This window comes from Bacillus sp. BC05(2025) (assembly GCF_056725905.1).
Genome location: NZ_JBWYRA010000010.1, coordinates 1 through 13,396 on the forward strand (window position 1 = coordinate 1; position 13,396 = coordinate 13,396).

The 13,396-nt window shown below is 37.0% G+C and carries 14 protein-coding genes and 1 pseudogene; 3 read left to right on the forward strand and 12 right to left on the reverse strand.

The window, feature by feature from the left end; translation table 11 throughout:
• The 8 genes and pseudogenes from ACZ76X_RS23340 to ACZ76X_RS23375 form a co-directional block, all read right to left on the reverse strand.
• Positions 1–1,461, reverse strand: a pseudogene (locus tag ACZ76X_RS23340) (DNA translocase FtsK); the annotation flags it as partial.
• A 155-nt stretch (positions 1,462–1,616) separates the two neighbouring features.
• The gene (locus tag ACZ76X_RS23345; RefSeq protein ID WP_479851823.1) at positions 1,617–2,573 is read right to left on the reverse strand and encodes an N-acetylmuramoyl-L-alanine amidase; all 957 of its coding nucleotides are present in this window, start codon (positions 2,571–2,573) and stop codon (positions 1,617–1,619) included.
• A 38-nt stretch (positions 2,574–2,611) separates the two neighbouring features.
• On the reverse strand, positions 2,612–2,956 hold the full coding sequence (locus ACZ76X_RS23350; RefSeq protein WP_479851824.1) for a thiamine transporter: 345 nt from the start codon (positions 2,954–2,956) through the stop codon (positions 2,612–2,614).
• 222 nt (positions 2,957–3,178) lie between these two features.
• Entirely contained in the window at positions 3,179–3,793 is a 615-nt protein-coding gene (gene ytpR / locus ACZ76X_RS23355) for a YtpR family tRNA-binding protein (RefSeq protein WP_479851825.1), read from the reverse strand.
• Positions 3,790–4,602, reverse strand: a complete 813-nt coding sequence (locus ACZ76X_RS23360; protein ID WP_479851826.1) for a DUF1444 domain-containing protein — start codon at positions 4,600–4,602, stop codon at positions 3,790–3,792. Before ACZ76X_RS23360 ends, ytpR begins: the two co-directional genes overlap by 4 nt.
• 78 nt (positions 4,603–4,680) lie before the next feature.
• On the reverse strand, positions 4,681–4,995 hold the full coding sequence (locus ACZ76X_RS23365) for a thioredoxin family protein (RefSeq protein ID WP_000838193.1): 315 nt from the start codon (positions 4,993–4,995) through the stop codon (positions 4,681–4,683).
• 83 nt (positions 4,996–5,078) lie between these two features.
• Entirely contained in the window at positions 5,079–5,588 is a 510-nt protein-coding gene (locus tag ACZ76X_RS23370; RefSeq protein ID WP_479851827.1) for a DUF84 family protein, read from the reverse strand.
• Positions 5,589–5,868: 280 nt separating this feature from the next.
• Positions 5,869–6,942 carry a M42 family metallopeptidase gene (locus ACZ76X_RS23375; RefSeq protein ID WP_048528744.1) on the reverse strand — a complete coding sequence of 358 codons (1,074 nt, stop codon included), beginning with the start codon at positions 6,940–6,942 and terminating at the stop codon, positions 5,869–5,871.
• Positions 6,943–7,090: 148 nt separating this feature from the next.
• On the opposite strand from ACZ76X_RS23375, the gene ACZ76X_RS23380 reads away from it, so the two are divergent.
• Entirely contained in the window at positions 7,091–7,402 is a 312-nt protein-coding gene (locus ACZ76X_RS23380) for a PepSY domain-containing protein (protein WP_000118543.1), read from the forward strand.
• 72 nt (positions 7,403–7,474) lie between these two features.
• Positions 7,475–7,984, forward strand: coding sequence for a GNAT family N-acetyltransferase (locus ACZ76X_RS23385; protein ID WP_479851828.1), 510 nt, complete (start codon positions 7,475–7,477; stop codon positions 7,982–7,984).
• Between the two features lie 39 nt (positions 7,985–8,023).
• Here the strand turns inward: ACZ76X_RS23385 and ACZ76X_RS23390 are convergent, their stop codons facing one another.
• Entirely contained in the window at positions 8,024–8,878 is an 855-nt protein-coding gene (locus ACZ76X_RS23390) for a YtnP family quorum-quenching lactonase (protein ID WP_479851829.1), read from the reverse strand.
• A gap of 69 nt (positions 8,879–8,947) precedes the next feature.
• Entirely contained in the window at positions 8,948–9,601 is a 654-nt protein-coding gene (gene trmB, locus ACZ76X_RS23395) for a tRNA (guanosine(46)-N7)-methyltransferase TrmB (RefSeq protein ID WP_001239381.1), read from the reverse strand.
• Between the two features lie 233 nt (positions 9,602–9,834).
• Here trmB and ACZ76X_RS23400 point away from each other — a divergent pair, with 233 nt between their 5' ends.
• Positions 9,835–10,113, forward strand: a complete 279-nt coding sequence (locus ACZ76X_RS23400; RefSeq protein WP_016118745.1) for a YtzH-like family protein — start codon at positions 9,835–9,837, stop codon at positions 10,111–10,113.
• A gap of 3 nt (positions 10,114–10,116) precedes the next feature.
• On the opposite strand, the gene ACZ76X_RS23405 is transcribed toward ACZ76X_RS23400, so the two are convergent.
• Both ACZ76X_RS23405 and pulA read right to left on the reverse strand, forming a co-directional pair.
• Complete coding sequence (locus ACZ76X_RS23405) at positions 10,117–10,914, reverse strand: phosphotransferase family protein (RefSeq protein WP_098669420.1); 798 nt, start codon at positions 10,912–10,914, stop codon at positions 10,117–10,119.
• A 229-nt stretch (positions 10,915–11,143) separates the two neighbouring features.
• A complete protein-coding gene (gene pulA, locus ACZ76X_RS23410) occupies positions 11,144–13,285 on the reverse strand; it encodes a type I pullulanase (protein ID WP_479851830.1) in 2,142 nt (713 codons plus the stop codon).
• Between the last annotated feature and the right edge of the window lie 111 nt (positions 13,286–13,396).

Consider the following 13,396-nt stretch of genomic DNA (forward strand, 5'->3'; position numbering starts at 1 on the left):
AACTTGTTGCTCTTCTGCAATCACTGCTTCTTCCACAACTTGTTGCTCTTCTGCAATTAAAACATCCGCAAAGTTTTGAACATCTTTCTTCGTTTGTTCATCAGCCTCAGCATCATGTATGAATTCATTCGTTTGTTCAATTGCTTCATTTAACACCATTTCTTGCTGTGTTTCCTTAAGTGCTACAGGTTCTGCTTCTTCTGGCGCTTCTGTTTCCGCAATTACTTCCACTTCTTCTGGCTCTTCCTTTTCCGCAATTACTTCCACTTCTTCTGACTCTTCTACTTCTGCAACTACTTCCACTTCTTCTGACTCTTTTGTTTCCGCAATTACTTCCACTTCTTCTGACTCTTCTACTTCTGCAACTACTTCCACTTCTTCTGACTCTTTTGTTTCCGCAATTACTTCTACTTCTTCTGGTATTTCCACAATGATTGTTTCTTCCAGTTTTTCTTCTGCTTTGACGATCACTGCTTCTTCTGGAGATTGCTCTTCTACTTCAATAGTAGGTTGTTCTATTTCTGTATTGCGTTTAATTTCTTCTGATAATATTGTATCCTCGTGCTCTACTTTAGAATCTACTAATTCCTCTTGTAGAATGTTTCGGGCCACTACATCACTTTCTTGCTCCGTATCTACCATACGCTCAGCAACTGTTTCATGAAGGAATTCAGCCGCTGGAACTTCCTGCGGTGCACTCATTTCTTGAACCACTTCTTTTTCTTCTACTATAGGCTCTTGGCGTTCAATTTCATAACCGTTTTTCTCTAACCATTGATCGACAACTGACTTTTCTTCCTTTTTACTTTGTTGATCTTGCTGATCAACTCCTTTATGACTGGAAGAAGTCTGTGCTTGTCCTTCTGAGAAATGAGATAATGTATATCCTTTTTTCTCTAACCATGCATCAACGACTGATTTGCCCTCTACAGATATTTCAAGGTCTTCTCTTTCCTTTTCTTCCTCCTGTTTTTCTACCTTTTTCTCTACTGAAGGACGATTATATCCGTAAATTGGCGAAATCATTTCTGTTGGACGAAATGGTCTACGGTTACTTTCTTGCGTAGGTGCAGATGCTTTCTTTACGACAGGCTCTCGCTCCGGTTCATATTGAATTTCCGGCTCTTCATATGTAGAAACTACCTTCTCCACATACTGTCGTCTACTTCTTTCCACTTTGATTCCTCTTGGAGTAGGCTGATTTTCATATGTTACAGCTTGAACAGGTTGTTCTTCAAAATGCCCTGTTGCTATAACATCCTCTTCATCGAACCCATTATCCGGTACTAATGGAAAACGGCATTTACCTGCATTCCTACTTGCCATTTGTGCTTCTCTTGCTTCAGTGTAGTGGTTTACACGAGGAATTTTCGGCTGACTTTCAACTTGCTTTGGTACTTCTTTATTCATCGCTGTTTGTTCTTCCTCTTTGTTAAACAGCTTTTTCATCCAATCTAACATGCTTACCACTCTTTCTACTAAATAGTAACATCCTTTATTGTATCAGCATTCGGCAAAAAGTGCAGGTAAAATTAAGCATGTCATATTTATCCATAATATTCTAATTTACGAGTGTTTTCATACGGAAAAACGCACCCTTACATGTAAGACTGCGCTTAAGCTTTACTCTTCCGATATTCATCTACACTATCCGTTACACTTTGCAATAAAGAATTTACATACTGCGGGTCAGATAATTTTTTATCTTCTTCATGGTTTGACATAAATCCAAGTTCTAATAGTACGCCAGGTACTTTGGACCAATTAAATCCAGAAAGATCATCCCTAAATTTAATTCCATTTACTTTCACTTGCTGATTCTCTCTCATTTTATTTACGATCGCTTGAGAGATTTGAAGACTTTCCGCATAAATCTCTTTCGTATACGGACTTCCTTCTGCCGGTGTCAATACAGCAAATCCACTTTGATTCGGATTTTCGGAACCATCTGCATGAAGACGTAAAAATAAATTCGCCTTATGATCATTCGCCAATGTCGCACGTTCTTTATTACTTATATCAACATCTTGTGACGTTCTCGTCATTAATACTTGCATTCCCTTTGCTTCTAACTTTTCTTTTAATACGAAAGCCATTTCTAATACAAGGACAGCCTCTCTTTTTTTCGTCACAACACCAGTTGTACCATCTGTCACTTTATATTTTTGCGTCGCTGCTCCTGGCCCAATCGGTTCTAAATTTAAATTCGCTTTTTGTTGATGCCCCGGATCAATAACAACGAGAAACTTTCCTTGCTTTTCATTATTCTCTACTTTTTGTTCATTACTTTGTAGCGGTTTCTCAGTTGGCTGCACTGGCGTCGATTCCTCTTTCTTTTCTTCGGTCGGCACTTCCTCCTGCTTCTGCTCTACTTGCTCAGTTATTTGAACTGCTTGCGGTTCTTCTTTCTTTTCTTGTTCTTCTTTCTGCTTTTCTACCGGTGCGTCTTCCTTGTTATCTTTGATTTTTTCCTTCATAGAAGATGTCACTTCTTTTTTCGGCTCTTCTTGCGAACAACCTCCCATATATATTCCAATGCATGCAATCATGCTCATTATTTTTATATACTTCATGCTTTTCTCCCATCACTTTGCACCGGTCTCAAAGTTTTTTATAATTGTTTTATAATCTCATCCATATTTCCGATATGAACGGGTTGCCACGTTTCTGTACCACGCTCTGCCGTATAAACGAAATACGCATCATCAGCCACATTTACAAAAACCGGATCCCCCATATCTGTTTCATATCCGAGAACAATCCACTCTTCTTTCCATTTTCCATGTTCTTCACTTATTAATGAATTTTTATGTTTATCATATCGATAACCGATTTGTCCTTTTTCTAATTCATTTTCACTAAACAAATATATTTCATAAGAACCTAATTCGATATCTTGCTGTTTTGAAGTTTCAATTCGTTTTAGAAGCTCTGCGATTTTGGGTTGTTGTTTCATATACCTATCCCCTTCTATTTTTCTAAATTTTAACTATTTTGTTTATAAAACACAATATAGATTTTAAGAAAAAAAGTGACATCCTTATGAATATGAATGATTTCCTGAATATATCTATTACAACTCGCAATATATCAACGGTTCGACACAGGATATCGACTTACTGACAAAAAACGAAAAGAGAGGTTGTCCAAAAGGACAACCTCTCTTTTCTTATATCAATTAAAATTTAAACTCTTGTCCAACTTCAAAGCTATCTTCTAATACAAGAATACCTTTTTCTTGTGGAGCATCTGGAAGCTCTAATTCACGTGCTGAGCAAATCATTCCAGCAGAAGGAACACCGCGAAGTTCAGCTGGTTTAATTAACATACCGCTTGGCATTACAGCGCCGATTTTCGCAACGACAACTTTTTGTCCTGCATCAACGTTTGGTGCGCCACATACGATTTGTAATGTTTCTGTACCGATTTCTACTTTACAGATGTTTAGCTTATCAGCATTTGGATGCTTCTCTTTTTCAGATACATAGCCTACAACAAATTTTGGAGAAAGATCTGCTTCTACTTTTTCTTCAAAGCCGTTCTTCGCTAAAATTTCGTTAATTTTTTCTACAAGTTCTTTTGTTAATGTTAAATTACCTGTTTCTTTTACTTCTAAGTAAGAAGATGCATTAAAGATGTTGAATCCTGCTGTTTCGTTGCTTTCACGATCGTATACGCGTGCAACATCTCCTTTGCGATCAAAAGTACGGTTCTCTAAAGTAATATCTTGTAAGGCAACAATTAGAGTGTCACCAATTCCTTCAAGGTTGTAAAAAACGTTCACTTCGTTCATCCTTTCTCTTTTCCATCTGTCTTCTTCCGATTTTTCGCTAAAATAAAGATTGGTTCAAAGTCCCCATCTTCATATACGAATGAAAGTGATGTAATCGGAACATGCCCTTCGGCAAAAAATTTCATTGTCATTTGTGCAATAATATCATAACCGATTTCGTTGACGATATCAGCAATAATTAATACATCTTGGTGAGGAACAGCAACAACCATGTCACCAGAAATTTTTTCACGCATCGATTGTAGTAATGATTCGTTTAAAATACGCGTCGCATCATACCCATCATTTGTGTTTAAAAAGTAGAATGTATTACCTGCTACTGTGTCTTGTTTAAATTCATAACCTAATGAGCGAGCGTTGAATAATGCCATTTCACGCACTTGTTGCTCTGTAAGCCCTAATTTTTGTAATAAACGCTCATCAATTAAACGATATGTTTTATTCGAATCTAGCGCATAGTAAATACGTGTTTCCGCCGTATGATCCGTCATAATGAACGAATTTCCTTCTTCTGCTTGTTTCGGGAAAGAAGTAGAGCGAATAACAGGTAAAATTTTCGCCGCGCTATTTTCTTCTTTATGCATCGCAATTAACGCTTCTTGTACGTAATAGGCAACCTCTTCAATCGCCTTTTCTTTATTCACTTCCCATTTTGCTACAACTCCTGGAAGCGATACGTTAATACCCTTTTTCGAGTTTTTCTGTTCTATACGTAGAACTTCTTTCTCGCTATCATACTGAAATTCCCATTCCGGGCGAGATAATTTCTTCATTAACTCGTCTTTCATCTTTTTACTTGTCATCTTCATCTCTTTTTCCTCCCTTCCAAAAAAATAACCTCCCCCGCGAAGGTAGAGGTTGTTTTACAATTCAATTGGCAAATTGCCTTATTTTAAACCTTCAATGAACTCTTCGATTTGTTCTTGTGTTTTACGATCTTTGTTTACATAGCGACCTGTTTCTTCACCTTTATTGTACGCTACAAAGCTCGGAATGCCAAATACGTCTAATTTTACGCATAGATCAATAAACTCATCACGATCTACATAGTAAAATGAGAAATCACTATATTTCTCTTCTACTTCTGGCATAAATGGGTCTACAAAACGGCAGTCTGGGCACCATTCCGCTGAGAACATAAAGACTACATTCTCTTCATTTTTTAATTGTTGGAATTGTTCCATGCTTTCTAATGATTTCATCTATATTTCCTCCTCTAACGAGTGCAGTTTTTCATGTTATAATCTTTCTTTTATACTACCATACATCGCGCACGGTGCAAGGTTTATGCTTGCTTTCCATCATACTTATATTGCCCAACAAGTAACTTAACAACGTGTACAAATAATTCCGTACGGTCGACATAATCATCTGTAAAAATACCAATCGCACCTTCGTGACTACGAATATCTTTTCTCTGCACAAACTCTTCCATCACTTCACTTAACTCTTTGCCCTCTTCAAGAGGTGCTAAAAAATCATCTGGTAACTTAATACGTGCCCCGCCGGCAACGAATGTTTTACCGTCACTTGTTGCTAACGCGCCCCAATTACACATAAATAAACCGTGCTCTGTTTTCATTACACCGCCTTCTAATCCAATACCAATTTGAGCTTCTCCTTCTTGCAACGCTCGCTTCGCTCTATTAACCGCTCCTTGCATCGTCTCTTCATCTGAAAACGGCTGGTTTGCTACTCCTGAAGGAACAGAAAGAGATGTAATTGTAGCATCTTTCCAAACCTTCTCTACAGCTCCAACTTTCGTTTTATTCTTCGATCCAACTACTACTTTCATATCGTTCACCTCTATAAAAATTCATCATCTTACTTTAATCAAGTTATTCTTTATACATGGGAGCACCGCCACCACACACCACTGAGTCATCTCTTCTACCTAAAAAAGAAGACGGATTCCCTCACCATTGCTGTATTCGAACTCAAAATGCAGCCTTCCTCTCACTTCCTACCCCGGGTTTTAATACCTCACGCGAGAATCAATTAGGCACTAACCGCTTCCACACATGGATGGGTCATCTCTTCTACCTAAAAAAAGAAGGGTTTTTCGCCCTTCCTCCTTACGCGTTATTCTTAATTGTTTCTAACGTCGTTTTATCCGTTGCTCTCACAAGCTTCGTAATGAGTTCTTTCGCTGCTGCATAGTCATCAACATGTAAAATAGAAGCATGTGTATGAATGTAGCGTGCGCAAACACCAATTACTGCTGATGGGATACCTGAGTTACTTGTATGTACACGGCCCGCATCTGTGCCACCTTGTGAAATAAAGTATTGGTACGGAATGTTGTGTGTTTCTGCTGTATCTAAAATGAATTCACGCATTCCTCTATGTGTTACCATCGTACGGTCGTAAATACGAAGAAGAGCACCTTTTCCTAATTGACCGAACTGCGTTTTGTCACCAGATGCATCATTTGCTGGACTTGCATCAAGCGCATAGAAAATGTCTGGTTGAATCATATTTGCAGCAGTTTGTGCACCGCGAAGACCTACCTCTTCTTGTACAGTCGCACCAGAGTATAATGTGTTTGGTAATGTTTCATCTTTTAATTCTTTTAGTAATTCGATAGCAAGGCCACATCCGTAACGGTTGTCCCAAGCTTTCGCCATAATTTTCTTTTCGTTTGCCATCGGCGTAAACGGACAGATTGGCACGATTTGTTGTCCTGGTTTTACACCAATTTCAATCGCATCTTCATAGCTATCTGCACCTATATCAATTAACATATTTTTTATATCCATCGGTTTTGCACGTTGCGCGTCACTTAATAAATGAGGAGGAATAGAACCAACAACTCCAACAACAGGACCATTCTTCGTCATAACTTGTACACGTTGCGCTAATAGTACTTGGCTCCACCAGCCGCCTAACGTTTGAAAACGAAGCATTCCGTTTTTCGTAATTTGCGTAACCATGAAACCTACTTCATCCATATGACCTGCTACAAGAACACGCGGGCCAGTTTCGTCCCCTTTTTTCAGACCAAATACGCTACCTAAACCGTCTTGTACAATTTCATCCGCATATTTGCTTAATTCTTGCTTCATAAAACGGCGTACATCATGTTCGAAACCTGATGCACCTTGTAATTCTGTTAACGTACGAAATAATTGTAATGTCTCTTTATTCACGAAGTCCCCTTCTTTCAAACCTTAGTAGAATACCTCTTTTATTGTAACGAAATTTTCGAAATGTTTCTAGTTTCTTCTTTTTTAGCTGTATTTGCTTTATAATTATTATCGGTACACTATTTTTATTTTATAGAATTGAGGTGAATATATGAGCTGGAAAGGTTTAGTAGCAGGTCTTGGCGTTGGATTTGCAGCTGGTTATCTTGTTGCAAACAAAGTCCAAGAACAATCCCATATTTCTTCAGAAAAAGCATTGAAAATGGTGAAACAAGCATTAAGTCATAAAGGTGAAATTACTGGCTCTTGGGTACATATGGTTCCAGAGACATTTGAAAAATATGATGTCGCATATGAAGTTTATCGCGGCGGTCTTACAACGATGTTAAATGATATACAAGAACGATTTGAATTTTTAGTTGATGCTAAAACAGGTACTGTTTTAGAGGTTATAGCAGCATAAAAAGGAGGGTTCCCATTAGGTGAACCTCTTATTTTTTAATTGCAAAAGAAATAAAAGGAGTTTCGATGATAGATGATATTAGAAACCGAATACTTATACCTAAAGGAAATGAGACAAGATGATTTTGGTGATTTAAAAATGATGTTGCAAGATCCAGATGTAATGTATGCTTATAAACATAATTTTTCTGATGCTGATGTTCAATCCTGGTTAGATAGAAATATAAAACGATATAAAGATTTTGGCTTTGGATTATGGGGGATATATCTAAAAGAAACTGATGAATTTATAGGAAATGCCGGTTTAAGCATGCAGGATACTGATGTTGAACAGGTCATAGAAATTGGGTATTTGCTAAAAAAAGAATTTTGGTATAAAGGTTACGCAAGTGAAATTACTAAAGGCATTAAAGAATATGCTTTTAATGAGTTAGGACTATCAAAAGTCTATTCAATTGTTAAACATGACAATACTGCTTCACAAAAAGTTGCTAAGAAGCTTGGTATGATCAAAGAAAAAGAATTCATGACTAAATATTATAATGGAGATATGCTTCATTATTTATATAGCATATCTAAATAGGAGGCTGCTCAACAAATATCCTGGAGCAACCTCCTATTTTTATGCTTCTATACTCGTTTTCCGCTCTAGTTTTTCTATGATATGCCCTTCCTCATTCCACTTTACTGCACGGTAATACGCGTCATGATAAAACGTAAACCAAGCATCGTTTTCAACGCCGTATTTCATCCACTTTTGCTTATTTTCAATTGATGTCATCGGATAATCATCATAGGCCATTACCCATAATACATTTTGATGTGCGTGCGTCGGTAATAGGTCTGCTAAATGAAGCATCGTTTCCCCTTGGCTTTCTAAAACAATAACTGCATGTCCATCACTATGACCACCTGTATGCGCCATTTTTATTTCATCTGTAATTTCTATTTCTTGCTGGAACGTAACAACTTGATCTACAATCGGCTCCCAGTTTTCCTTCCAATATGTATTACGTGATCTAATATTTGGGTTTCTCATTTCATTCCACTCTGTTTCACTTACGTAAACTTTCGCGTTCGGAAACGCTGGTACAAGGTGATCACCTTCCCATTTTGTTAAACCAGATGCATGATCAAAATGAAGGTGCGTCATTAAAACATAGTGAATATCTTCTGGCTTTAATCCTAGTTTTTCTAATGATTCATAAACCGATGATTCTTCTGTTACACCTTGATTCCGCTTCATCTTCTCATTCAATTTACCGTTTCCTATTCCGGAATCAATGAGCATATTTCCGTCTTTCGTTTGCAAAAGTAACGGATCTGTTCGTAAATAAATATGATTTGTATCATTATGTTTATACTTACGTGACCAAAGTACTTTCGGCACGACACCAAACATCGCTCCCCCGTCTAAATGTGTATTTCCGCCTTTTAGCCACGTCACTTTTATATCTCCAATTTGTAACTGTTCCATTACACATCCCCCTTTTAAATTAATATTAACATAAAATTCCGATTATTTTAGATACAAAAAGCCTATGCATTACTGCATAGGCTCTGTACGATATTTCGCTTCCACTCGATAAATACGATGCCCCTTACTAGAGAACTTCTCTTCGTATTCAGTCATAATGTTTCCTTCATAATCACTATTATGAAGATCTAGGCTAAGGTAAGTTAATAACATACCATACTCAGCCATACTCATAAGAGAGTATTCAAATAAACCTTGGTTATCTGTTTTGAAATGAATTTCTCCGCCTTCTACTAACACTTCTTCATAATTGCGTAAAAACGTTTTATACGTTAAACGACGCTTCGTATGACGTTTCTTTGGCCATGGATCTGAGAAGTTTAAATAAACGCGATCAATCTCACCTTTTGCGAAGAAAACTGTTAAATCTTCAGCATCTTTATTAATTAACTTTAAGTTCGGTAATTCTTCTTCAATTAATTTATCAAGTGCATCTACAACAACACTTGTGAATTTTTCAATTCCAATATAATTAATATGAGGATTTGCTTTTGCCATATCATACATAAAGCGGCCACGACCTGTACCTACTTCAATATGAATTGGTTGTTCATTTCCAAATACTTCTTTCCAGTTACCAGCGCGCTCCTCTGGGTTTCCAATTACGATATGTGAATACTCATTAATTCGATCCATTGCATATGGTTTATGTCTTAAACGCATAGATGTCTCCCTCTCTTTACATAGCTATTTTAAAGGAATAATTCCTTCTTTCTGTTTTTAATCAATCTACCAAACAAAAAACCAAGTACGTACGAGCACTCGGTCCGTTTCTTTCAAGTATAAGATGTACCATTTTGATAAAAACTACATACAGCATTAAACATTCCATGACGAAACAGCTTTTTCTCTTACTTTTCTAAGAAGAGAAAAACAATCGAAAGGATGATCCGTTCATGCCAATTAATCAACAACATCAATTAGAAGTGCTGAAAGATATTTTAGTCAATCACCAAAGTGATTGTTGCGGGACAGTTTCTGAATGCGAGCAATTAGAGCGTCTCATTCAATCGTTACTCGCAAACGATAATGTAAGTAGTGACGCTAAAGCAATGCTAAACGATGTATATTCTTATAGTCAATCGGGTAAATCTTCCTCTAATTTGGACAACCACATTTCCAATAATCAAGAACAGCTTACTCAGTGGATTGCTGGAATGGACAATTTTTCTTAAGTATTACTCTGAAGCAAGTAGTTGCTGTAAATATTGATGCCAATATTCAGCTTCTGCTTGCTGCTTTTTTGTTGTATGCCATTGAATAGACAAAATCGTTTGTGCTATCACATACCATCTCATACGCTTAAGCAGCGATTCATCCATTTCAATATCATAATAACCGAGCCATTCACTCCATTCGTGGCGCGGAATGTACCAATATAATAACATACCAAGGTCTAGAGCTGGGTCAGCAATTACAGCTCCATCCCAATCAATTAAAAACAACTCATCTTCATCCGACAATAGCCAGTTGTTATGGTTTACATCACAATGGCATACAACGAATTCATTGTATTCAATCTCTTTTAATGAATCCATTAAATATTGAAGGCCTTGCTGAATTGTTTCATCATCCCTTATATCTCCTCTTAAAACGAGTTGCAGTTGTTGTAATAACTCTTGTGCGTGAAGCGGCTGCTTCCCAAGTCTTTGAATCATTTGTACAAGTGCTTTAGAGGAGTGTATTTTCTTCAAAAGTTTCGCAACACGTTCTAGTTTCATATCCTCTGGCTCTAGCTTCTGTCCCGGAAGCCATTTTTGAGCAGAAATTACATCACCGTTCGTTACCCTTCTTGTCCAAAGTAATTTTGGAACAATTCCTTCTGCTGACAATACCGCTAAAAAGGGCGATGTATTCCGCTTTAAAAATAACTTCTGTTGTCCGTTTTGCGCAATATATGCATCGCCCGTTACTCCACCAGCCGGTACAAGACTCCACTCTTTTCCTAATAATTGTTCCAACCATTCCATATTCATTACCCGTTAACAAATCCTTATCTTTTATAGTTATGAAAAGAAAAACCGCAACATTTCTACACATGTTGTGGATTCATATATATTTTACTGTAAATGAAAAGAAATTTTGGCATAAGCCAAAAACTCTCTATTTTATTTTACAAAACCAGTCATAGAATGACAACTTATCAAAATCGTCACCTTTGTCAATTCTACATTTATTACATTCTCATCGTCAAGTAGCGATTTGTCACATTATCGTCAATATATACGTGCTAATTGGAGCGAGTTTAAGTTCCTTTCCTCTAAATGAAGAAATTGGCTCTATTTTCGCTTGCTTTTCGTTTACTAACACATGCCACGTTTCTTCTTTTGGAAGTTGCACCGTTTTAGCTTCTAAACCGCTATTAAATAAAACGATAATCTCTTTCCACGGTCCGAACGATTCTGCATGATCTAGGTGATATGCAAGTACTTCTGGAGATGTTTGCAAAAAAGTCATGTGTTTTTTTATAAGGTCTGCGTTTTGTAATCGGAACGCTCCGTGCTCTTTACGAATTGCAATTAAACCTTTTATATAGTTAACAGTCTCTATTTCTTCCTCTTTTCGATCCCAATCTAATTGATTAATTTCATCATTTGCATTATAACTATTTTCATTTCCTTGCTTCGTACGATAAAACTCTTGCCCAGCATGTAAGAAAGGTATACCTTGTGACAGAATTACCATTGCACTCGCTAGCAGGTGCCGTTTTTTCAAAATCTCTTCTGACTCTTCATTACTGCGCATTAGTTTATCCCACATCGTCATATTGTCATGACATTCTACATAGTTAATGCTTTGCACAGGCTCTAAAAATAAACCTGTTTCTTTCATACTCAAAAGGCTTCCTGCTACTATATACTGCAAATGATTACAGTCTACATGCCCACCAAATGCAAAACCACGCTTATTTATATGAAAGGTACTCCCTTTTATTCCATCACGAAATTGATCATTAAATTGCGCAATATGTGGCATTTTCTTTGCATTATTTAGCGTTGCTTTTTCCTCTAGAGGAAGTGGTGTTTGTAGCTCCCACCCTTCCCCTAATAGCAATGCATCTCGTTTTATGTTTCGCACTTCTTTTTCTATTATGTTCATTGTATCAACATCTAAAATTCCCATTAAGTCGAATCGGAATCCATCAACATTGTATTCAGTAAGCCAATATAAAATAGACTCTACAATGAATTTTCTCATCATTTTTCGTTCAGATGCTATATCATTCCCGACTCCCGTCCCATTAGAAGGCATACCATTTTCACCATGACGAAAATAATATCCTGGGACAAGCTTTTCAAATGATGATAGCTCTCTTTCATAAACATGATTATATACAACATCTATAATTACTCTAATGCCGTGTTCATGAAATGTTTCAATTAACTGTTTACACTCTATTATCCTGTTATACGGGTCAGAGGGATTTGTAGCATAATATCCCGTTGGTGCATTGTAATATAATGGATTGTACCCCCAATTATAGGCAGAAGAAGGATTCGCCTCATCTACACCACCGAAACAATATAAAGGCAATAATTCAACATGTGTGACGCCTAAATCTTTTATATGAGACAAACCTGTCAATGTCCCATTTCGCCCTGTTGTTCCTTCTTCCATTAGCCCTTTATACGTTCCTTTTTTACTCACTCCACTGCTTTGGTGAATAGTAGCATCACGAATATGCAGTTCATACAATATGGCATCTGTCATTGCTTGTAATGGTGGTAATTGCTCTCGTTTCGTTACAGTCGTCTTTTCTAAATCAATAACAATGCCATACTTCCCATTTACAGTTACTGACTTTGCGTAAGGATCCACCGCTTCGTTCCATATTAAATTAATACAAACAAGAAATGTATACTTTTCCCCGGCTAAATCGCCCTGTAATGTATGAGTCCAAACCCCATTTTCTCCTCTATACATTTCATAATCGGTATATTCTTTATCACTTTTATAAATTCTTACTTTCGCAAGTCTCGCAGTTGGAGCCCACACTTTAAATGTCGTTGCTTCCTTTTGGTGTACTGCCCCTAAATCGGTACCTTCGTAATAATACTTTTCATCAAAAGTTGCTGTTCTTATGACAGCACCTATTTGTAAATCCGTTTCTTCATTCCGTTCATCTCGTACTGTATAATATTTCCCCACATCCAGCGGCTCTTCTATAAAGCACTCATACTTCGTTGCATCCGGAAGCGCAATTGTATGAGCAATCGGTAAATCTTTCACGTTACTTCCTTCTTGCAAACGAAATGTCCGACTTGTTCCATACGCATGTGGGAGCAAAATTGTAATTTTATTCATTTCATCTAAATAGGCATCAAATGGACGTTTTACTTTCAACATAAAAAAATCACCATCATTCTTAAAGTTAAATGAAACGAGCTGCAAATGATAAGGCCATTCTTATCAGCAAGACTCTATACAGTAACACATTATTCTTTATAGTATATTCAC